The sequence below is a fragment of the Apilactobacillus ozensis DSM 23829 = JCM 17196 genome (assembly GCF_001435995.1).
GTDB lineage: Bacteria > Bacillota > Bacilli > Lactobacillales > Lactobacillaceae > Apilactobacillus > Apilactobacillus ozensis.
Genome location: NZ_AYYQ01000001.1, coordinates 54,802 through 76,244, shown reverse-complemented (window position 1 = coordinate 76,244; position 21,443 = coordinate 54,802). Strand labels below are relative to the sequence as shown.

At 32.4% G+C, this 21,443-nt stretch carries 21 protein-coding genes; 17 read left to right on the top strand and 4 right to left on the bottom strand.

All coding sequences use genetic code 11. The features are described 5' to 3' along the window. The first annotated feature begins 5 nt into the window (after window positions 1-5). From FD06_RS00365 to FD06_RS00340, 6 genes are all read left to right on the top strand, one after another. Window positions 6-2,675 carry an MMPL family transporter gene (locus tag FD06_RS00365; RefSeq protein WP_054657333.1) on the top strand — a complete coding sequence of 890 codons (2,670 nt, stop codon included), beginning with the start codon at window positions 6-8 and terminating at the stop codon, window positions 2,673-2,675. Window positions 2,676-3,021: 346 nt separating this feature from the next. Next, window positions 3,022-4,437 (top strand): amino acid permease, encoded by a 1,416-nt coding sequence (locus FD06_RS00360; protein WP_054657331.1) that lies wholly within the window; start codon window positions 3,022-3,024, stop codon window positions 4,435-4,437. 27 nt (window positions 4,438-4,464) lie between these two features. Then, window positions 4,465-5,376, top strand: coding sequence for a DMT family transporter (locus FD06_RS00355; protein WP_056965573.1), 912 nt, complete (start codon window positions 4,465-4,467; stop codon window positions 5,374-5,376). Between the two features lie 118 nt (window positions 5,377-5,494). Continuing rightward, window positions 5,495-6,430: a DMT family transporter gene (locus FD06_RS00350; RefSeq protein ID WP_056965533.1), complete on the top strand. Its 936-nt coding sequence runs from the start codon at window positions 5,495-5,497 to the stop codon at window positions 6,428-6,430. Window positions 6,431-6,461: 31 nt separating this feature from the next. Continuing rightward, a complete protein-coding gene (locus FD06_RS00345; protein WP_056965532.1) occupies window positions 6,462-8,192 on the top strand; it encodes a glycosyltransferase family protein in 1,731 nt (576 codons plus the stop codon). A 55-nt stretch (window positions 8,193-8,247) separates the two neighbouring features. After that, a complete protein-coding gene (locus FD06_RS00340; protein ID WP_156403060.1) occupies window positions 8,248-9,921 on the top strand; it encodes a glycosyltransferase family protein in 1,674 nt (557 codons plus the stop codon). A 4-nt stretch (window positions 9,922-9,925) separates the two neighbouring features. Here FD06_RS00340 and FD06_RS00335 read toward each other — a convergent pair whose 3' ends face one another. After that, window positions 9,926-10,576: a DUF6198 family protein gene (locus tag FD06_RS00335; protein WP_054657430.1), complete on the bottom strand. Its 651-nt coding sequence runs from the start codon at window positions 10,574-10,576 to the stop codon at window positions 9,926-9,928. A gap of 153 nt (window positions 10,577-10,729) precedes the next feature. Here FD06_RS00335 and FD06_RS00330 point away from each other — a divergent pair, with 153 nt between their 5' ends. After that, on the top strand, window positions 10,730-11,044 hold the full coding sequence (locus FD06_RS00330; protein WP_420834740.1) for a DUF7671 family protein: 315 nt from the start codon (window positions 10,730-10,732) through the stop codon (window positions 11,042-11,044). 93 nt (window positions 11,045-11,137) lie between these two features. Here the strand turns inward: FD06_RS00330 and FD06_RS00325 are convergent, their stop codons facing one another. Next, the gene (locus tag FD06_RS00325; RefSeq protein WP_054657319.1) at window positions 11,138-11,371 is read right to left on the bottom strand and encodes a P8 family protein; all 234 of its coding nucleotides are present in this window, start codon (window positions 11,369-11,371) and stop codon (window positions 11,138-11,140) included. 149 nt (window positions 11,372-11,520) lie between these two features. On the opposite strand from FD06_RS00325, the gene FD06_RS00320 reads away from it, so the two are divergent. Then, window positions 11,521-12,045, top strand: coding sequence for a TetR/AcrR family transcriptional regulator (locus tag FD06_RS00320; protein ID WP_056965529.1), 525 nt, complete (start codon window positions 11,521-11,523; stop codon window positions 12,043-12,045). Window positions 12,046-12,106: 61 nt separating this feature from the next. On the opposite strand, the gene FD06_RS00315 is transcribed toward FD06_RS00320, so the two are convergent. Next, window positions 12,107-12,310 (bottom strand): cold-shock protein, encoded by a 204-nt coding sequence (locus FD06_RS00315; protein ID WP_054657315.1) that lies wholly within the window; start codon window positions 12,308-12,310, stop codon window positions 12,107-12,109. Window positions 12,311-12,608: 298 nt separating this feature from the next. Between FD06_RS00315 and FD06_RS00310 the strand changes: the two genes are divergently transcribed. The 7 genes from FD06_RS00310 (at window position 12,609) to FD06_RS07690 (ending at window position 19,407) form a co-directional block, all read left to right on the top strand. Continuing rightward, window positions 12,609-13,598 (top strand): ABC transporter ATP-binding protein, encoded by a 990-nt coding sequence (locus FD06_RS00310; RefSeq protein ID WP_420834738.1) that lies wholly within the window; start codon window positions 12,609-12,611, stop codon window positions 13,596-13,598. Window positions 13,599-13,616: 18 nt separating this feature from the next. Beyond that, window positions 13,617-14,600 (top strand): ATP-binding cassette domain-containing protein, encoded by a 984-nt coding sequence (locus FD06_RS00305; protein WP_056965527.1) that lies wholly within the window; start codon window positions 13,617-13,619, stop codon window positions 14,598-14,600. 2 nt (window positions 14,601-14,602) lie between these two features. Continuing rightward, on the top strand, window positions 14,603-15,562 hold the full coding sequence (locus FD06_RS00300) for an ABC transporter permease (RefSeq protein WP_054657313.1): 960 nt from the start codon (window positions 14,603-14,605) through the stop codon (window positions 15,560-15,562). Window positions 15,563-15,573: 11 nt separating this feature from the next. Further along, the gene (locus FD06_RS00295; protein ID WP_056965526.1) at window positions 15,574-16,521 is read left to right on the top strand and encodes an ABC transporter permease; all 948 of its coding nucleotides are present in this window, start codon (window positions 15,574-15,576) and stop codon (window positions 16,519-16,521) included. 74 nt (window positions 16,522-16,595) lie between these two features. Then, entirely contained in the window at window positions 16,596-18,413 is a 1,818-nt protein-coding gene (locus tag FD06_RS00290; RefSeq protein WP_056965525.1) for an ABC transporter substrate-binding protein, read from the top strand. A 113-nt stretch (window positions 18,414-18,526) separates the two neighbouring features. Next, window positions 18,527-19,231, top strand: coding sequence for an NAD(P)H-dependent oxidoreductase (locus FD06_RS00285; protein ID WP_056965524.1), 705 nt, complete (start codon window positions 18,527-18,529; stop codon window positions 19,229-19,231). Continuing rightward, a complete protein-coding gene (locus FD06_RS07690) occupies window positions 19,231-19,407 on the top strand; it encodes a hypothetical protein (protein WP_170207769.1) in 177 nt (58 codons plus the stop codon). Before FD06_RS00285 ends, FD06_RS07690 begins: the two co-directional genes overlap by 1 nt. Before the next feature lie 47 nt (window positions 19,408-19,454). Here the strand turns inward: FD06_RS07690 and thiD are convergent, their stop codons facing one another. Continuing rightward, complete coding sequence (thiD, locus tag FD06_RS00280) at window positions 19,455-20,267, bottom strand: bifunctional hydroxymethylpyrimidine kinase/phosphomethylpyrimidine kinase (protein WP_056965523.1); 813 nt, start codon at window positions 20,265-20,267, stop codon at window positions 19,455-19,457. Window positions 20,268-20,423: 156 nt separating this feature from the next. On the opposite strand from thiD, the gene FD06_RS07760 reads away from it, so the two are divergent. Both FD06_RS07760 and FD06_RS00275 read left to right on the top strand, forming a co-directional pair. After that, entirely contained in the window at window positions 20,424-20,546 is a 123-nt protein-coding gene (locus tag FD06_RS07760) for a hypothetical protein (RefSeq protein ID WP_269147720.1), read from the top strand. Between the two features lie 62 nt (window positions 20,547-20,608). Then, window positions 20,609-21,412 carry a ribonuclease H family protein gene (locus FD06_RS00275; protein WP_082605222.1) on the top strand — a complete coding sequence of 268 codons (804 nt, stop codon included), beginning with the start codon at window positions 20,609-20,611 and terminating at the stop codon, window positions 21,410-21,412. Window positions 21,413-21,443: the final 31 nt, after the last annotated feature.

Here is a 21,443-nt window from a genome sequence, read left to right as displayed (position 1 = left end):
ATAATATGCCAAATTTTATTAAGAAATATTCTGGTGTTGCAATTGCTTGGCTTGTAGCAGTTATTTTGAGTATTGTATTTTTACCCAACATGTCTACATTAGTTAGTCAAAAGGGTCAAACTAAAATACCATCCAACATGCAAAGTCAAGTGGCTCAATCGATTCAAGGCGGTTGGGGTCATAATATTAGCAACACGACGGAAGCAGTTATAGTATTTAATACTGGTAACAAGGCGATTGATAATACTCAACAAAGTAATATCAATAGTACCATTCAAAAATTGCGTGATAATAAAAATAAGTATGGTATAAAAGGTATTACCGCGCCATTTGATAATGCTGCAACTCAGAAACAATTAGTTTCAAAAGATAAAACAACTGAATTAGTGCAGTTAAACGTCACAAAAGACCGTTCAATTCAAAGTATTAATCAACAACTATCTAAATCAGTTTCGACTGAAGGTGTATACACCTATGTAACTGGTGGAGATATTTTAAATGATGACTTTAGAGTTTCAACTGAAAATGGAATTAAGAAGACAGAAGTTATTGCAGCTATTTTTATTTTAATTGTTTTAATACTAGTTTTCCGTTCTCCAGTAGTACCATTAATTTCACTATTAACGGTGGGAGTTTCATTAATTGTTTCACTAAGTATTGTAATGAATTTAGTTTCAGCATTTAATTTCCCACTTTCCAATTTTACAAGGGTATTTTTAGTGGTTGTGCTATTTGGAATAGGAACTGATTACAATATTCTCTTATATAATCAGTTTAAAGAAGAACTCAGTCGAGGTAAGGATAACGTTACGGCAACCATTCATGCTAGAAAAGTTGCCGGTAAGACTATCTTATTCTCAGGATTATCTGTTCTAATTGGTTTTGCTACTTTAGGATTAGCTAACTTCTCTATTTACCGTTCTGCAGTTGGGGTAGCCGTTGGAGTAGCAGTCTTATTATTAGTTCTAACGACATTGAACCCATTCTTTATGTCATTATTGGGTAAAAATATTTTCTGGCCATCTAAGAACTTTAACGGTGAAGGTCAAAATAAAGTTTGGAAATGGATTGCTTCAGTTTCTACCAAACAACCAATCATAGCTTTAGTAGTAGCACTAATTGTAACAGTTCCATTTATGGTAAGTTATCATAATAACTTAAATTATGATGACACTGTTGAATTGCATAACGATGTACCTTCTAAACAAGGATTATTAGTTGTTCAAGGTCATTTCTCTAAAGGAACTGCTGAACCATCTACAGTTTACATTAAGTCTAATCACCGTTTAGATAACGAAAAAGATTTAAATGAAATTGACCGAGTTACAACACAATTAAGTAATCAAAAGGGCATTAAAACTGCTGCTTCAGTTACTCAACCAAGTGGAATGCCAGTTGATCAACTATATGTTAGTGATCAGTTAGGCACACTAACTAATAAAATGGGTAAAGCTAAAAGTGGTTTGAACAAAATTAATAAAGCCGCTACTAAATCATCTTTTGATACTTCGTCATTACAAAACATTGGTCAATCAGCACAATCGATTGCAAGTTCACTACAATCAATGCAAACTTCTACTAGTGGTCAGTCAGTAAGTTCCACTGTAAAAGCTTTACAAAAACGTATGGCTGCGGTAAATCAACCACTTTCAGTTGCACAAACTAGAATTTTGACTATGGCTTTACAACAACAAGCTAGCCAACAACAAGCCGCACTTAGTGGATTGCAAGGAATTGCTTCTGATACTCAAAGTATAGGTAATGATACTAAGACCTTAGCTAAACAATTAAAAGCTATGGAAGCTAAATTGAAGAAGGCTAATAAAGGTCTTAAACAAATTGGCAATGGAATGGGACAATCTAATGAATATCTAAAAGCATTAGGTAAGTCACAAGCTGCCGATACTTTCTATATTCCAAATAAAGTTTTAAAGAGCGATACCTTTAAAGAATCAGTTGACACTTATTTATCACAAGACAAAAAAACAGCTAAGATTACTTTGGTTCTAAATAATAATCCGAGTTCTGAAACTGCAATGAATCAAGTAAATGATTTACAAAGTCAAGTTGAACATAACTTAAAAGGAACTAGTTTATCTGCATCAACAGTGGCAATTGGTGGTCAAACATCAAACATTTCTGATACTAGAAAAATTGCTAGTTCTGACTTTATGCGAACAGCTATCATTATGGTTATAGGAATTACAGTAGCTTTAATGGTAATTACTCGATCAATCTTACAACCATTGTATATTTTAGGAACATTGTTATTTGCCTATGTAGCTTCATTAGGAATTACTAAGATGATTAGTGGTGCTTTACTAGGCCAAAATATGCTGACTTGGAATACACCATTCTTTACATTTGTAATGTTAATTGCTTTAGGTGTTGATTACAGCATCTTCTTAATGATGAAATATCGTGAATATCATAATGTTGATGCAAATCCCGCTCAACAAATTATTCATGCATGTTCTGTAATCGGAACCGTAGTTATTTCTGCAGCAGTTATTTTAGGAGGCACTTTTGCTGCATTAATGCCTTCTGGAGTTTTAACTCTAATTCAAGTTGCTATGGGAGTAATTGTTGGTTTAGTTATTCTAGTAATTATTATTCCGATAACTATACCAAGTTTTATTCAATTAACTTATGGTGAAGGAAAACATAGAAAATAATCTAAAAAAGAGACCTCTTTGTAAAAAAGGTCTCTTTTTACTTGCAATTAAATTAGAAATTATGTAGAATTACATTAAATTAATTTAACGATATAAATAACGGAGGTACGGTATGACAATTTATAGACGAACATCTATATCTAATTTTAATAATTTCTTCTTTAATTTTTCTAGTTATCTTGTCTAGTTCGAAGGAGAAATTTTAAAAGTGTGTCTTACTATAAAACTTCCAAAACACTAGTCAGATAACTTATAAGTAAGTTGTTTGGCTAGTGTTTTTTCGCACTAGCAGTGAATAACTAGCTAGTGCGATTTTTTTTATCGTTTTATTTCAAGGAGGATATTTATGGGAAAAATATCGGGGATTGTTTCGAGAATGAATCAAAAAGAATCTTTAGATAATTATTTAGCTCGTGATAATCAACTAGAGCGTACTTTAACTGCTAAAGATTTAATTATGTTAGGGGTAGGTGCAGTTATTGGAACTGGAATCTTTATTCTTCCAGGAACCGTATCAGCACAACATACAGGTCCAGGAATTATAATTTCTTTTATATTAGCGACTTTAGTTTGTTCTACTAGTGCGCTATGTTATGCTGAATTTTCGTCAGCATTACCAATTGCAGGAAGTGCTTACTCATATGGAAGTGTAGTGTTTGGTGAATTAACCGGTTGGATACTAGGATGGGCGCTAGTCTTAGAATATATGCTGTCAGTTGCAGCAGTATCTTCTGGATGGTCAGCTTATTTTCAGTCGTTATTGAGTGGATTTGGTATTCATATCCCAAAAGCTTTAACTGGTTTTTATGATCCCTCACATGGAACTTATTTTAACTTGTTTGCGGTATTAATAGTTTTATTAATTGCTTGGATTTTATCTTTTGGATTAAAATCATCAGTTAGAATTAACAGTATCATCGTTGTAATAAAAATTGCAATCATAATTTTATTCGTTATAGTTGGGTTCTTCTACGTTAAACCAAGTAATTGGACACCATTTTTACCTTTCGGAACTTCTGGAATATTTAAAGGGGCTTCATTAGTATTCTTTGCGTACTTAGGATTTGATTGTGTGTCATCGTCTGCCGCTGAGGTTAAAAATCCTAAACGTAACATGCCGATTGGAATCTTTGGTACATTAATTATCTGTACAGCCTTATATATTTTAGTTTCTATTGTTTTAACTGGAATGGTTCATTACAGTAGATTGGACGTTTCTGATCCAGTAGCATTTGCTTTACAAGTAGTTGGTCAAGGTAAGCTATCCGGAATTATCTCATTAGGTGCTTTAGCTGGAATGTTTACAATGATGGTTACTATGATTTACAGTAGCTCTAGATTGATTTACTCAATTGGTCGAGATGGTTTATTACCTAAGTTTTTAGGTAAGATTAATAGTAAAAATAATATTCCAAAGCATAGTGTTATTATCGTAACGATTATTATTGCTTTTATGGGTGGATTTGTTTCATTAAGTAAATTAGCTAGTTTGGTTAATATTGGAACATTGATTGCATTTACTTTCATATCTTTAGGAGTTATTCCATTACGTAAAAGAAAAGATATTGATAATAAAGATGGATTTAAAGTGCCACTATATCCAATATTGCCAATCGTTTCTACATTGTTGTGTCTAGGATTAATGACTCAGTTACCTGCTGAAACATGGATTATCGCTATAGTTTGGTTTATAATTGGTTTGGTTATTTACTTCGGATATGGTATTTCACATAGTAAATTGAATGTAAATAATAAGAAGTAATTTTTATTTGGGGTGTAAAAAATGGAAATGAAACATGAACATGTCATGCGTGGTATATTTTGGTCTGGATTAGCTGCGGCTCTATGGGGGGTATCCGGAACAATCATGCAATTCGTTGCGAAAAACGAAGCTGTTCCTACTAACTGGTTTATATCAGTTAGAACTCTTTTTGCTGGTGTGTTATTGCTAGGAATTGGTTATATACATGTTGGTAAAAGAATTTTTGATGTTTTTAAAAATAAAGAATCGATTATTAGATTATTTATTTATGCAATTTTCGGTTTAGCAGTAAATATGTCAACATTTTATGTAAGTATTCAAACTGGTAACGCTGCTTCAGCTACCATCTTACAATACTTGGCTCCAATATTTATTGTCTTATATGGACTTATCTTTTTAAGAAAGAAACCAATGCTGGTGGATGTTATATCTTTCCTAATTGCTTTGGTTGGTGTCTTTCTAGCAATTACTAAGGGTAATTTCCATTCACTATCGATTCCTATGATTTCAATCGTTTTTGGATTATTATCAGCTATTTCTGCTGCAATCTATTATTCCGTTCCTAAAAAGTTAATGGAAGAAAATTCACCATTTGTTGTATTAGGCTGGGGAACTTTAATTGCGGGATTTGGTTTTAATCTTTATCATCCATTTTGGGTTGGAGCTCCTAAATTAAACACGGGAATCGTTTTAGGAATTGGTGGAGTTATTTTGATTGGAACTATTTTTGCGTTCTCCGCAGTTCTTTACAGTTTGAAATTTGCACCATCCGAAGTTTCCAGTATCGTGGATGCGGTAGAACCAGTAGTTACATTTATTTTAAGTATTATTTTCTTAGGCTTGAAAATTGATATGATTGAAGTTTTAGGTTCAGCATTAATCATTGTTGCAATTTATATTTTACAAAAATCACATCAAAAACGAGCTAAATTAGATTAGTAAAAAGCTAAGGTTTACATGACCTTAGCTTTTTTAGTTAGATTGACTTTTAGTTAGATTGACTTTTAGTTAGATTAATTTAAAATTAATTATGGTTTTATTTTTTTGAGGTGAAAAAATGGAAAGTGAAAAAGGAATTTTAGAAACAAATATTTTAAAGGGAATTATGTGGGCGATGCTGGCGTCTGCTTTATGGGGGACTTCTGGTACAATATTACAATTTGTATCGCAAAACGCATCGATACCAGCAGGTTGGTTCTTATCGACTCGTACAATAATTTCTGGAATTGTTTTATTATCAATCGGTGGTTTTATGTATCACAAAGAAATATTTAACGTATGGAAAGATAAATCAGTCATTTTATGGTTATTAGCATATGGAGTTTTGGGATTAGGCGCTAATTTAATGACTTTTTATTTAAGTGTCCAGACGGGAAATGCTGACGCATCAACCATTTTACAATACCTATCTCCAGTATTTATATTAATTGGATCGATTGTATTTCAACACCGTCGTCCAATGAAGTCGGATATGGTAGTATTCTTAATTTCATTATTAGGGGTTTTTCTATCAATTACTCAAGGCGATATTCATAAATTGTCCATTCCAATGAACTCATTGATTTGGGGAATTCTTTCAGGAGTCACAGCAGCCTTTTATGTTGTATTACCAAGGCCAGTTCTGAAAAAATATCCGCCAGTAGTCGTATTAGGGTGGGGAACTTTAGTTGCAGGGATTATTTTTAATCTGCATCAACCTATTTGGATTGATACACCTAAACTTAGTTTGTTTACTATTTTAGGTATAGGGGCCATTATTTTATTCGGGACGATTCTGCCATTTTTAATTATATTACATGCTTTAAAATTTGCGCCATCAGAGGCAGTTAGTTTAGTAGATGCGGTTCAGCCGGTAGTAACATTTATCCTTAGCTTTGTTTTTTTCAACACTGGTTTAAACTTAATTAAAGTTTTTGGAGCTGGGTTAGTTATTTTAGCCATCTTCATTTTACAGCGTTCACATCGTAAATTAAGCATTGATAAAAATGGTTAATTAATAGTCTCTAAGAAAGGAAGCTAACATCATGAAAAAGGCTTCTCGCTTATTTCCATACCTATTGATATTTGCAGCAGCGATACTATTATTGCTGCCGCAAATAGTTTCGAAGTCTACAATTGTGGGAATTGATTCTGTTTTTCATATGAATCGCTTTTATGATACAGCAATGCAGATGAAAACTGGCAGGTATAATTATTTTCTATCTGTGTTTGGCTTTCAGCAATCAGCAAGAATGGTTAATCCACTCTATGGCCCATTATCAGCATACTTTAATGGTTTGTTACTATTGATAGGTGGTAGTTGGTTTCGATACCAATTATTGTCATCTACGATAGTTTTATTTTTAAGTGGTGCTACTATGTATCACCTATCTTTTAAGTTAAATGTTGATAAATTTAATGCTTTAGTAGTTGCAATTATATATATGTTATCTAACCTGGTAATGGCCTGGGTCGTAGGCGAGCAGTTCACTGGATGGGGAGCAGCTTTGCTTCCGTTCTTAATGATTTCTGGATTAGACATGGCCAAAGCCCATCGTGTTAGAATTTTGTTATTAGCAATACCAATGACGCTTTTATTACAGACACACATTATGAGTAGTTTAATTGGGGCTTGTGCATTAATTCCATTCTTTTTTTATGGATTTTATTATTCTAATAATCGTAAAAAAATGTTTCTAAATGCGATTTCAACAGTATTTATTACCTTAGCACTAACTGCTAACGTGTGGGGCGGTATGCTTGAGGTTTATAGCAAAAATAAATTATTACCAGTTGCACCACAAACTGAAATGGCATCTGATTCAATTGCTTTATTTGGTAAACACGTTTTTGTTTTAAATCCTATTTACTCAGGGATAATTATTTTTGTCATTTTGTACTTTATTATCTTTTGGAAAAAGATTACTTTAATTAGTCATGTTACATTTTTAAACGGGATGTTTTTTCTGTGGATTTCATCATGCTTATTTCCATGGAATACATTTTATAAGTTAGTGCCAGGGATTGCTTATTTTATCCAAATGCCTAGAAGATTCTCAGTAATCGCATTTATCTTACTTATACTATGCTTTGGGATGATCATGACTGAAAAATCAGCGTCAAAATCAATTAATCTACTGAAGTTGGTTACTCCTTTCATAGCCGTTATTTTAGTATTCTTACAAGGAAGTACTTTGATTCATCAAGGAGTTAAGGCCTACAATTCGCCAGGCGTTTTATATAATGACTATAACGTTCACTACCAGTCTTATGATAATAATCAACTTAGAAATAGTTTAAGAAGTAGGGATGCTGAGTACGCAATTAAAGCTCTAACGAAAGCTACTCCTGACTATTTGCCAATTGACTATAAAGTAACGCCAACTAATTATTTTGATTATCATCCATATGGAAATTATGATCAAAGAATTATTGAAAATCGATTACCTTTGAAAAAGTCTGTAAATACTAAGGGTAATTTAAAATTAATATATGAAAATAATAATGGTAATAAAACGATTGAATTGCCAGTTATTAAATACCATAATACTCAGATTTATTTGAATAACGTATTACAAAAAAATGTTAAGACTTCTCATATTGGCTCGATCTATTTAAATATGAAATCGGGGAAAAATGTTATTGAGGTTAAATATCAACCTGAACACTGGTTAACTATCTTATTGTGGATAACTTCCATTAGTTGGATCATTCTTATCGGATATTTTATTTTAAGGTTGCTAAAGAGGGGAGTAAAGTATTATTCTAAAAAATAGATTGTGCCGAATCTGGCCTTACTTACTAATATTAATTATTGCTATTTGTTTCGTATTGCCGCAAATTATTAATCGGGCAACTATTGTTGGAGTAGATACTATTTTCCATATAAACCGTTTTTATGATACAGCAATGCAAATAAAAACGGGTCACTTTAACTATTTTATATCGCAGTTCGGTTTTGAACATTCAGGAAGAATGGTTAATAGTCTTTATGGACCTGGTTTAGCTTATTTAATGGGACTAATTGTTTTATGTGCAGGTAGCTGGTTTCATTTTCAGCTGATAACTTCGGTTTTAGTTATGTTTGTAGCTGGTGCTTCTATGTATTACCTATGTAGAAAAAATGATATCAACATGATTTTTTCAACTTTTTTAGGTTTACTGTTTATGTTATGCCCACCAATTATGGAGTGGGTCAACGGAAATCAGTTTACAGGATTAGGAGCAGCCGTTACTCCGCTGGTAATTGTACAGGGAACTTTGATGCTTAAAAAGCTAGATATTAATGTCTTTAGTTTAGCTTTTGTTATGTCATTAGTTTTACAAGTCCATGTGATGACCAGTTTAATTTCTGCGCTAGCTTTAATACCGTTTTTTATTACTACTTTTATGAAAACTACTAATCGTTTAGATATTTTAAAAAAGTTGTTTTTATCTATTGGATTAACGCTAGTTTTAACAGCTAATGTATGGTCAGTTATGCTAGAAACCTTCACTTCTAATCACTTATTGCCCGTGTTTCCTAGAGAACACATGAGTGTAGGAACGGTCGGGTTAAGTTTTTTAGACAATGATGTACTTCAATTTATTCCGTTAACGTATTTAATTATCATAGGTTGTTTTATTATAGTTTTCGTTTGGAAATTTAGAACAATTAGCTTGGATTTAAGGATTTTTGGAATTGTTGGATTAATCTTTTTATTAATTTCGACTAAATTATTTCCTTGGGATGCTTTACAATCCTTAGTGCCAAGTATTGCTTTTAATATCCAATCACCTAAACGCTTTGTTACAGTGGCATACGTTTTAATTTTGTTAACATTTGGGAAATTAATGAGCAGTGATTTAATTTTACGTAATGACTTAATAAAGATTGCTTTTATGGCGCTATTGTTAATTGTTACTAATTATACGCAAATCATTAATAATCAATATAAACAAATTGATGCCTGGCATTCTGATAAAGTGATTTCGATGCATAGCAATGTTTACTTTAAAAAGCATTTTAGTGCTCATGAAGTCCGAGATGCTTTTGTTGGTTCCAATTTATCGACAGTGTTTTCTTTAATGGACAAGGGGACACCTGATTACTTACCAGTTGATCATAAATATGATGCTCAGCAATACTATAATTTGCATCCATATCGACTATATAACTTAGAGTTTATTAATCATCATCATAAATTTAATTATTTGGTAGATTATAATGGCCGCTTAAACGTAACTTGGAATTCTAAACACAACCGTGTCATTAGAGTGCCGGTTGTGAAATATAAAAACACTGAAGTAGTATTCAATGGTAAAAAGTTAGATAATGTTAAAACATCTTCTATTGGAGCGATGTTATTACAATCTAAAAAAGGAAAAAATAATATTACAATTGAATACAATGCTGATAAATATGTTTATATATTAATGTTGATTTCCTTGTTTGCGTGGATAATTTTTATATTGACGTGGATTATGATAACTTGCAATATGCATAAACAAAAAGAGAATGATTAAAAAATCATTCTCTTTTATTTTGAAGTTGTTCATTAATATTTTTATTATGTTTCAAACTAGGAAATACTAATTTATCAGCATTTTGAATTATTATACCGTTACAAATAACAGAAAAAATGGTTCCAACACCTACAGAATAGACCTGACCTAAAGGAATAGAGCATACAATTATTATAATGATTGGTGGAATCATATCAATCAATTGTGACAAAACAGCACTACCATTTAAAAATTTAAATCGTAAAATGTTGGTAGTATCATCGTTAGGATGCATAAATAGATTAGCTCTTTGATACAAAGAGATGGCAGTACAAAAGCACATTACACCAATGAGTGACATCGGAATTCTAATCCAAATGGCACTATTTTCCCATCCCAAAGTAGTGAATAGTCTGGTGAAAATGTTTATAAAATAACTAAATCCTGAGATGAATATAATTTCTTCAACGAACCTGGGAATGTCAATGCGTCTTAAAAGTACTTGATTTGTGATAGCATTTATTATTCCAAAAGTGAAAATTAAAAGGCCTAAATTAAAACCCAATAACTTATTAATGTTAACGGCCGCTGCTGTCCAGATTCCAGATCCGCAGCTAGATACAATTGTAAGTGCATTACCGAATGCATTTAGTATTAATCCGCATACTAGGGCCATAATTCTTGCTTTTAAAGTATTTTTATCGTTAATGTTAACATCTCCCATAATATTGTAGTATTATTATACATCATATTTACTTATCTAAAAATAATGTATTATGCTGGCTTTAATGATAGAATTTAGTTATTACATATCAAAGGAATGATTAACATTAAGGAAAAATATGAAGTTCATCGATATGTCGGTGTACCTGTAGAAACTAACTCTTCTGGACAATATATAATAAAAAAAGATGACAATGGTAATTATAAATTTCATAATTGGCGAACCGGAAAACATACTAAAGGTAATTTTAAAAAATTAGGACAAGTTTTCTTAACCGAAAATAATATGATGGTCGCAGTTATAGCCGTGTATGACGTTAAATTCAATCACCGTCATGAGTACACTCCGTTACAAAGATTTACTTCTGAGTACGTCGATAAAGATTTAATTATTGGACTAAAAAAAGAACTGAATGCTTAAAGCAGTCGGTTCCTTTTATTGGCGTTTCTATTTAATTTAAGTTGAGCTTACTTAAACGTTTCTTAAAAAAGGAGCGTCGAATTGTAATTTAATCTATTTCTTTAATAGATCAACAGCAGCCTTTTTGACATCTTCATTACTCATGTCTAAGTACTTTTCCATTTCGGATTCAGTCTTCATAGTGTCTTTGTTGTTGTTATCCATGTAGTGATTCCATAAAGCATCACGAACTGGGTTCTTGTCATCTGACCAATCAAATTCTTCATTCATTGGTGTATCCAATACCTTTGTTTTTTCTTCAAGTTTTTCTTCTGCAGTTTCTGCCATAATTAAATTCCTCCTTGTTTATATGTAAGCTCAATTTCTATTATAGTTCTATTTATAAAAATGTATAAAAATATGCTCATAATCATTTTGATGTATGATTAAGTTATGTTAAACCTAGTAATTAAGTATTACTGAATTGAGGCAAAATAATGAAAGATAAATTTTCTACAAAAAACAAAATAGTTACATCTATGTTTGAATTGTTAAAAAATAAGTCATTTGATGATATAAATGTCAAAGACATATGTGAGGATGCGGGAGTGTCACGTATGACTTATTATCGCAATTTTCATAGTAAAAAAGATGTATTAGCTTATCGTTTTGATAGTGCATTTACTACTTTTGTACAAAGATTAGCAACTAGTCACTCACATAATTTAACTGACATTGCCACAATTTTTTTTGAATTAATTAAAGAAGATCAAACTATGATGGAAATAATCATAAAAAACAATCTATCCATGTTTTTATTAGAAAATTTAAAACGTTATATTTCCACTTTGATAAATGAAGAAGTTTTAGAAACTCGTGAACAATCTTCAAAGTTATTAGTTTCATTAATAGCTGGTGGATTAACCGAAATAATAATTACTTGGACTGAAGATGGGATGCGTGAACCAATCCAATCATTAGTTATCTTTGTATCTAAGTACATGCACTTTAAGATAAATTAAAACATTTGCACAAAAAAAGAGTTATCGAATTAACGATAACTCTTTTTTGTTAACTAACGAATTAACCTTCAACAGGTGTAACGTTAGCAGCTTGTGGTCCACGGTCGCCTTCTTCAACGTCCAATGAAACCTTTTCGCCTTCTTCTAAAGTCTTGAAGCCGTCTTTGTTGATAGCTGAGAAGTGAACGAATACATCGCCATCTTCAGTAGTAATAAATCCGTAACCTTTATCGGCGTTAAACCATTTAACAGTACCTTGTTTCATAATATGAAACCTCCGTTGCGCATAGCGCTATAAATTTCTAATGTATCATAATAAAGCTTGAATCGTTCAAGGAAGTTATTTCATAAAACATATAAAACAAGTAACCTTTAACTCGAACCTATCTAACACATTGGTATTACTATATATCATAATTTTAAAAATGTCAAATTAATAACTATATTTTTTGTAAAATTGCTTTTTTTGTCAAAAAACATTGAAAATAAATTAAAATAAGATTAGAATTACATTAAATTTTATTAGGGTAAATAAATAATGTTTTGAAAAGGAGGAAGTTATAGTGAGTGAATCAGTATTAGATGTACAAAACGTCAGTACCGCATTTAAAATTGATGGTAAGTTTTATAAGGCTATTTCAGACATTAACCTAAGTGTTAACCGAGATGAGATTCTCTCATTGGTGGGTGAATCTGGTTGTGGTAAATCAACTTTAGCTGAAACTATTATGCGCCTCCAAGATAGTAAAGAAGCTAAAAGTGAAGGTAAAATTGTTTTTGAGGGTCAAAACTTATTAGATTTAAATGAGAAAAAAATAAATGAAGTTCGTGGTGTCAAAATTGGCATGATATTTCAAGATCCATTATCTGCGTTAGATCCACTTAAGCGAATTGAAGATCAAGTTGCAGAATCATTGGTTTATCACACTGATGATAATGCAGAAAAAAGATATCAACGGGTCTTAGAATTATTAGATAAAGTAGGAATTGTAAATCCAAAATTAACTGCACATCAATTTCCTCATCAGTTATCTGGTGGAATGCGTCAAAGAGTCGTAATTGCGATGGCGATTGCTTGTGAACCAGATTTAATTATTGCTGATGAACCAACGACTGCTTTGGATGTTACTATTCAAGCCCAAATTTTAGATTTATTAAAAGATATTCAAAAAACTAATCATTGTGGAATTATTTTAATCACGCATGACTTAGGTGTAGTTGCTGAAACAGCTGATCGAGTTGCTGTTATGTATGCTGGACAAATTGTTGAATTAGCCTCAGTAGAAGAGATATTTAATAATCCAATGCATCCCTACACACGTTCATTGTTACGTTCAATGCCACAAAAAGAAAATGAAGGTGACGAATTATATGTAATTGAAGGTAGTGTACCTTCTTTAAAGAAAATGCCTGAGCAAGGCGACCGATTTGCACCTAGAATCCCATGGATACCATCATCTGACCATGAAGCTAATCCTAAGATGCATGAAGTAGAAAATCATCACTGGGTAAGATGTACTTGTTATAAAAATTTTCATTTTCCTAATGATTAATTAAAGAAGGTATTTTGTATGAAAAATAAAGAACTATTAAAAGTTAATAATTTAAGGGTTCATTATCCAGTTAGAGGTGGATTTTGGAACCGTATTGTAGACAATGTTAAGGCTGTTGATGGAGTTACGATAACTATTCATCAAGGTGATACATACGGTTTGATTGGTGAATCTGGTTCAGGCAAATCAACGACTGGTAAGGCAATCGTTGGTTTAGAAAACGCCACCAAGGGGAATATCTATTATCAAGGGATGGATATTACTAAAAAATTAACCAGACGAAAATTAAAATACAACCGAGAAGTACAGATGATATTTCAGGACCCACAGTTAAGTTTGAACCCTGAAAAAAGAATTGCTGATATTATTGCTGAGCCATTGCGTAACTTTGAAAAACTTTCTAAAGAAGAAGAGAAAATTCGCGTTATTCAGTTACTAGATATTGTGGGGTTGGGACCAGAAGCTTTATATAAATATCCGCATCAATTCTCAGGTGGTCAACGTCAAAGAATTGGGGTTGCTAGAGCAGTGGCTACACATCCTAAATTAATTGTAGCTGACGAACCAGTCTCAGCTTTGGATTTGTCAGTTCAAGCCCAAGTGCTTAATTTTATGAAAAAAATTCAAGCTAAATTTAATATATCCTATCTCTTTATTTCACATGATTTAGGGGTAGTTAGACATATGTGTAATCATATTGCGATTATGAATCGTGGGAGATTAGTCGAAGTTGGAACTAAGGACGACATCTATAATCACCCAATGCATATTTATACAGAACGACTTTTGGCTGCCATTCCAGAGACTAATGTTAATCAAAGAAAAGCGCATCATGAGAATCGTTTAGCAGTAGAAAAAATGTATCAGGAGCATAAAGACGAATACTATGATAAAAATGGTGAAGCTTTACCACTTCAAAAAATATCTGATACACATTTTGCAGCGATTCCAAAAAATAGAGTTAATTTATTAAAAAGTGGCTCTGGGAAGGTAAGTGATTAGATATGTGGAAAACAATTTTAAGACGTGTTTTAATAATGATTCCAGAATTAGTAATTTTAAGTGTAATTGTGTTTATTATTTCTAAGCAATTGCCTGGGGACCCATTTACTGGATCAATTAATCCTAAAGCTTCCATGTCACAAATTCATCATTTAATGCGAATCAACGGACTTTATGATCCATGGTATCAACAATATTGGAACTGGGTAGTTTCACTGTTCCACGGTAATTTGGGGAATAGTTATCAATATCAAGAACCAGTAACCCGTTTGATTGCTGAAAGAGCGGTAAATACTTTCTGGCTATCATTTTTAACAATGATAATGACCTACGCTATTGGTTTACCAATGGGATTATATGCAGGTAGACACGAAGGTAAGTTACAAGATGCTTTGGTAAGAATTTACACTTACGTTACTATGTCAATTCCATTTTTCGTCGTGTTAGTTATCGGTTGTTGGATTTTTGGATACGATTTAAACCTCTTCCCAACTAACGGTTCAGTTTCACCAAGTGCTAGTGGATTTTTACCAGTTGTATTATCTAAAATCTACCACATGATTTTACCAGCAACTTTAGGAGCTTTATTTGCGACTTCAGGGATTACTCAATACCTACGTTCAGGAGTCATCGATGCTAGAAAGTCAAATTATGTTAAAACTGCCCAAGCTAAGGGGGTACCAATGAAAGACATTTATAAACATCATATTATGCGAAATGCCTTTCTACCCATCGCAGCTTTTGCCGGTTACTCAATTGTTGGAGTATTAGGTGGTTCACTATTTACAGAACAAATCTTTTCATACCCAGGTATGGGGTTACTATTCTTAAATGCAGTTAACTTCCGTGATTATACGGTTATGACCGCTTTAGTTCTACTATATGGTTTCTTAAGTTTATTAGGAACACTACTTTCAGATATTGCGTTAAGTGTAGTTGATCCAAGAATTCGTGTTGAATAGGAGGTGTTTAAATGCAAAAAAGTGTACAAACCGGAGCGCAACTCTCTAAAGAAGATTTAATTAAGTTATCCGAAGAAGCAAAGAATAATGCCACTCCATCGACATTTAAAATTCTTTGGAAAGAATTTAAAGCTGATAAGATGGCCTTGTTTTCATTAATATTTTTAGTTGCATTTATCTTGTTCGTTATTATCGCTTCGATGTTTATTAACGTTTCGCAAATGATGCAAACCAATATTATGAATTATTTTGCGAAACCATTTACTTCTGACTTTTTGTTAGGAGCAGATGCTGGTGGTAGACCTATTTTAGAACAATTGATTGTTGGATCAAGAAATTCAATTTTAATCGCTTTAGGTTTAACGGTTATCTCTTCTGCATTCGGAATTTGCTATGGTTTAATATCCGGATATTTTGGTAAAGTAGCTGATTTGTCAATGCAAAGAGTTTATGATTTCATGATGATTATTCCATCTTTTATGATTATTATTGAAATTGTTAATATCATTCCAAACTACAACGCAATTACTTTAACTTTATTACTTTCGCTATTTTACTGGATGGGAACCCAAAGATTGATTCGTTCACAAGTATTAGCTGAATCACAAAAAGATTATGTTTCAGCTTCTAAAACATCTGGTAGTAGTAATTTAAGCATTATTTTTAAACAAATCATGCCCAATATTTCTTCATTGATTATCGTTGATACGACAATTTCATTTGCTGAAAATATTGGGGTTGAAACTGGTCTTTCCTATTTAGGTTTTGGATTGCCAGTTGGCACACCTTCATTAGGAACCTTGATTGCAAATGCAAATGATGCAGATAACATCACTATTTATTGGTGGACTTGGTTGCCTGCAACTATTGAAATTATCTTACTATGTTTGGCAATTAGTTACATTGGTGCAGCTTTGCGTAGAGCAACTAACTCCACACAAAGACGCAGCACAGACTAAATTTTGATTAATTCCATTAAAGGTGGTGGTGGTTTTTTAGTTTAAGGTTTTAAATAATTAGGGGGAATTTTATTATGAAAGCTTATAAAAAATGGCTAGCTGCTGGAATTACAATGGTTTCAGCATTAACATTAGCCGCATGTTCAAATAATGGTGGCAATAATGAAGCTAAATCTGGATTAAAGCCATCAGTTAAAATGTCTGATTACTATGATAATAAAGCAAAATCTACGTCTACATATAACAATGGGACCTTGAAAGTTGCTGAATATAATTCATCACCATTCGTTGGGATGACATCACCATCGTTGCAAACTAATGGTGAAGACGGTGATGTATATGCTCCTGGATCAGTTTCGCTATTTAAAACCGATGCTGATAATAAAGTTGTTGATGGTGGATTAGCAAATCTGAAACTAGATAAGAAATCAAAAACAGCAACGATTACTTTGCGTGATAACGCTAAATGGTCGAATGGCTCTAAAATCACTGCTAAAGATGTAGAGTATCCATATGAAATTATTGCAGCTAAAGATACTACTTCTCAACAATACTCTGATGATTGGCAAGCGATTGATGGGATGGCAGCTTACCATGCTGGTAAAGCCAAAACCATTTCAGGTATTAAGATGCCAGACGGTCCTAAAGGTAATAAGGTAGTTATTCACTACAATAGATTTGCTCCTTCACTTCAATATGGTGGAAACTCATATATGTGGTCCTCAATTGAACCTTATGAATACATTAAGAATGTTCCAATTTCTAAGTTAGGTTCGTCTTCACAAATTCGTAAAAACCCAATTTGGGCTGGTCCTTACAAGATGAGTAAACAAGTTGTTGGTGAATCAACTTCTTGGGTACCTAACAAGTACTACTATGGTAAACAAGCACAAATTAAGCATGTTGACATTCAAGTTGTTAACACAAGTAATTTTGTTAGTTCTTTGAAGTCTAAACAATTCGACTTTTCTATTAGTGGTGGAATTAGTAGTGATTATCCTCAAGTAAGCAAAATGAATAATTATACTACCGTTGGAAGTATGGGGAATACACTAGAAGGCCCACAAAGTCAATACTCTTATCTTGCATTTAACTTAGGTCATATGGATACCAAGACCCAACAAAATGTTATGGATAAAAACACCAAAATGGCTAATTTGAAACTTCGTCAAGCAATGCTTTACGCACTAGATATTGGAGCATTACGTAAGAAGTTTAATAATGGCTTAGCATGGTATCCAAATTCACTAATTTCGCCATACTACAAGAAATACTACAATAGCAAATCACCACGTTATATGCTAAATATGAAAAAAGCTAATCAACTATTAGACCAGGCCGGTTATAAAAAGAAGGGTAAATGGCGTGTTCAACCAAATGGAAAACCACTTACCATCAATTATGGTGCTATGACAAGTACTCCTGTAGGTGAAGCACAATATAATTACTATCTACAACAATGGAGAAAGCTAGGCCTGAATGCTCAATTTGCTGGTGGTCGTCCAATGGATATGAACAAGTTCTATGCCATTCTAGAAAAACCAAAACAAGATCAATTTGATGTATTTTCTGGGGCATTTGGAACAGCTTCTGAGCCTACGCCTACAGGATTTTATGGTTCCGGTGCATCTTTCAACATGGCTCATTTTGCTACCAAGAAAAATACTCAATTGCTTAATGATATGAATAATGATAAAGCTTGGAATGATAGTTACAGAGCCAAACAATTTAAAGATTGGCAAACATATATGCAGGAACAAGCTGCATATATACCAACATCAATGGGATTAAACTGGTATCCTGTTAATAAACGTGTTAAGGGTTATGATATAAGACCTGGTAATAATGAATTCTGGAGCAATCTATCATTAACATCATCTAAACCTGAATAATTTGTAATTAAAAAATAACACTGTTAAGAATTAATGCTTAATAGTGTTATTTTCTTTGGGATTAATTTAGAATTGGTGATAACGGATTATAAAATCCTAAAAGGAGATATCGAATGAAAACTTTAGTAATCATAGCACATCCCAAGTATGACAATTCGATGACTCAAGCATTCTTAAAATCCTGTCAAAAAGATATTGATAGTGTTGACTTATTAGTGTTAGATCGTGAGTATCCGAATTATGATTTTGATGTTAAAAAAGAGCAAAAACGTTTAATTAAATATGAGCGAATAATATTTCAGTTTCCATTATATTGGTACAGCGCTCCAGCAATCCTTAAGAAATATCAAGACGATGTTCTTACGCGTAATTTTACCTATAAAGATGAATACGGTTGTTTGGACGGAAAAGAGTTAGGGATAGTTACAACGTTAGGTGAACCTATTCATCATTATCATGATGGCGGTGATGAAGCCTTTACGATTGATGAAATTATGAAACCATACCATGCTTTAGCACATAAAGCGGGTATGAAATTTTTACCCATTTTTTCTATATCGCAGTTTAATTATTTAACTGAACATGGCAAAGTAAAATTATTAGTTAGATATCGTAGTTATTTAACCAATAGTCATTTAAATAGTTTCAAAAGTGAGCAGTTATGGTATTTAGAACAACTGCAGTTGATTCGTGAACACATAAGTGAAGATAAGAAAGCTGGCATGGACATGCTGCTTGACCAAATACAAAGCAACTATGATAAACTAGATGAACTTAATTGGGAATTATCGATGATAAAAGAAAAAGAGGATGAATAATGACTGATAAGAGCTGGTTTGACAAAGAAGTTGATAAACTTAAATTAGATGAAGTTAGCTTTACAACGCGTTCAATTTTAGAGCGAACTAAATTTTTAGTTCGTGAACAAGATAAGCGAATTCAACAACTTCAAGATGAATTAGACGGTAGGACATGGAGTCCAGATAAGTGGTAAAAAAATAAGCTGTATCCATTATAGATACAGCTTATTTTTAATTGAGCTTATTTAATTTTTTCAGCCGCCCAATGATTAATTGGTCCAAATTTATGTCCAACTTCGATGCCATTTTTGATGGCAGCATCCACAAATTCATCGGCAACAATAATGGCTTCTTTTACTGATTTACCTTTAGCAATTTCTGCTGTAATGGCGGCAGATAAAGAATCTCCAGTGCCATTTTTGTGAGTTGTATTATAATAAGGTCCGGTGATCCAAAAATCTTCGCCAGATTCTAATAAAACATAGTCTTTAACCTCTTTAGTTTTACCAGAAACATGTTTTCCCTTTATGATGACATTTTTAGCACCCATTTTACGTAAAATTTGAGCAGCTTTTTCAATATCTTGATCATCATTAATTTTCATGTTAGCTAATTTCTCGGCTTCGTAAAAATTAGGTGTAATTACAGTAGCCAAGGGTACTAATTTTTCTTTCAAAGTTTCAAAAGCATCCGTTTCTAAGAGCATTGCACCATGCTTGGTGACAATCACGGGGTCCACTATTAATGGTCCAAAGTTATACTTATTGTAATTATCAACTACTATATTAATAAGCTTGGTATCTGATAGCATACCAGTTTTAGATGCTTTAATTTCAAAATCGTCGTCTAAATCTTTAAATTCTTGATTGATGAAATGTTCTGGCATATTCACACTATCGTGGATTCCATAAGAGTTACCGGCAACACATGCGGTTATAACTGACATTCCATATACTTTTCTAGCAAAAAAGGTATGTAGATCAGCTTGCATTCCAGCACTTCCGTCACTATCAGATCCAGCAATAGTTAATGCTTGCGGATATTTATTTACCATAATTAGCACCTTCTAATCAATTTTTAATAATATATTAACATGGACTTGCATTTTTATCCATTATATATATAATAATAGTGATTAAAAGTAATTTGCGTTAGTAGTCGATTTTGTATTATAATGACTAGAGTTAAGTTATGTAAAGGAGTAATCGAAATGAGACAATGTCATCCAAACGGTGTTCAAGGACGTCGTCCTATCAACGCCAAAAAACGTAACAAAAAACAAAAAGAAGTTTCTGACTTACAAAGATTTTTGAAGTCAAAACCAGCTAAATAATTTTTTAAGACTCAGTAATTACTGAGTCTTTTTTTATTTATTTCTTAAGGAGTTTAATTTTTATGGCTAGTAAAAAATTTTATGCAGTGAAAAGCGGCCGCAAAACTGGTGTTTTTACAACATGGCCTGAAACTGAATCACAGGTAAAAGGTTTTTCGGGTGCTATATATAAGAGTTTTAAGACTTTGGGAGAAGCTGAAGATTTTATAGGTAAGTCTGGAAAAAAAAATATTAACAGTGTAGATAAAAATAAGCCAGTTCAATCAAGTACAGATTATGAGCTTACTGTTTATACTGATGGGGGTTCAAGAAACAATGGGAATGTTGCTGGACAACATGTCAAAAGTGATGATAAAGCGGCTTGGGCATATTTAATTTTACACGGTAATCATCGATATGCTAATTCCGCAGGGGAATTTGGGGCAACCAACAATCGAATGGAAATAATGGCATTAGTGAAGGCATTAGCTTTCTTAAAATCTAAAAAATATAATTACAGTAAAATAAAATGTGTTTTAGATTCTAAATATGTATTAGATGCAATTACTAAAGGCTGGTTAAATGGTTGGAAAAAAAGAGGATGGAAAAAAAGCAATGGGGCTGAGATTAAAAATTTAGCCTTGTTTAAGCAATTAGATTTGTTATTGAGTGTATTTACTAATGTTAACTTTGTTTGGACTAAGGGACATGCAAATAACGAAGGAAATAACTTTGTTGATAATTTGTTAAATCAAACAATGGATAATATGAATATTAATGATTCTAAAAATAGCATTGATTCTCAAAATAACATTGTAGAAAATAAAGATTCGGCCTCGGTTGAAAGCATAAAAGATAACTTACGTAAAATTGGTCTTTTGAAATAAATGATATACTAGATATAAATAAATCAAGGAA

Coding starts and splice junctions, on each gene's coding strand:
- FD06_RS00315 (WP_054657315.1), bottom strand. CDS start 12,310: ATGAAACAAGGTACTGTTAAATGGTTTAACGCCGATAAAGGTTACGGA.
- FD06_RS00285 (WP_056965524.1), top strand. CDS start 18,527: ATGAAAACTTTAGTAATCATAGCACATCCCAAGTATGACAATTCGATG.
- FD06_RS00305 (WP_056965527.1), top strand. CDS start 13,617: ATGAAAAATAAAGAACTATTAAAAGTTAATAATTTAAGGGTTCATTAT.
- FD06_RS00335 (WP_054657430.1), bottom strand. CDS start 10,576: ATGGCCCTAGTATGCGGATTAATACTAAATGCATTCGGTAATGCACTT.
- FD06_RS00295 (WP_056965526.1), top strand. CDS start 15,574: ATGCAAAAAAGTGTACAAACCGGAGCGCAACTCTCTAAAGAAGATTTA.
- FD06_RS00300 (WP_054657313.1), top strand. CDS start 14,603: ATGTGGAAAACAATTTTAAGACGTGTTTTAATAATGATTCCAGAATTA.
- thiD (WP_056965523.1), bottom strand. CDS start 20,267: ATGGTAAATAAATATCCGCAAGCATTAACTATTGCTGGATCTGATAGT.
- FD06_RS00365 (WP_054657333.1), top strand. CDS start 6: ATGCCAAATTTTATTAAGAAATATTCTGGTGTTGCAATTGCTTGGCTT.
- FD06_RS07760 (WP_269147720.1), top strand. CDS start 20,424: ATGAGACAATGTCATCCAAACGGTGTTCAAGGACGTCGTCCTATCAAC.
- FD06_RS00290 (WP_056965525.1), top strand. CDS start 16,596: ATGAAAGCTTATAAAAAATGGCTAGCTGCTGGAATTACAATGGTTTCA.
- FD06_RS00345 (WP_056965532.1), top strand. CDS start 6,462: ATGAAAAAGGCTTCTCGCTTATTTCCATACCTATTGATATTTGCAGCA.
- FD06_RS00275 (WP_082605222.1), top strand. CDS start 20,609: ATGGCTAGTAAAAAATTTTATGCAGTGAAAAGCGGCCGCAAAACTGGT.
- FD06_RS00355 (WP_056965573.1), top strand. CDS start 4,465: ATGAAACATGAACATGTCATGCGTGGTATATTTTGGTCTGGATTAGCT.
- FD06_RS00325 (WP_054657319.1), bottom strand. CDS start 11,371: ATGGCAGAAACTGCAGAAGAAAAACTTGAAGAAAAAACAAAGGTATTG.
- FD06_RS07690 (WP_170207769.1), top strand. CDS start 19,231: ATGACTGATAAGAGCTGGTTTGACAAAGAAGTTGATAAACTTAAATTA.
- FD06_RS00320 (WP_056965529.1), top strand. CDS start 11,521: ATGAAAGATAAATTTTCTACAAAAAACAAAATAGTTACATCTATGTTT.
- FD06_RS00360 (WP_054657331.1), top strand. CDS start 3,022: ATGGGAAAAATATCGGGGATTGTTTCGAGAATGAATCAAAAAGAATCT.
- FD06_RS00350 (WP_056965533.1), top strand. CDS start 5,495: ATGGAAAGTGAAAAAGGAATTTTAGAAACAAATATTTTAAAGGGAATT.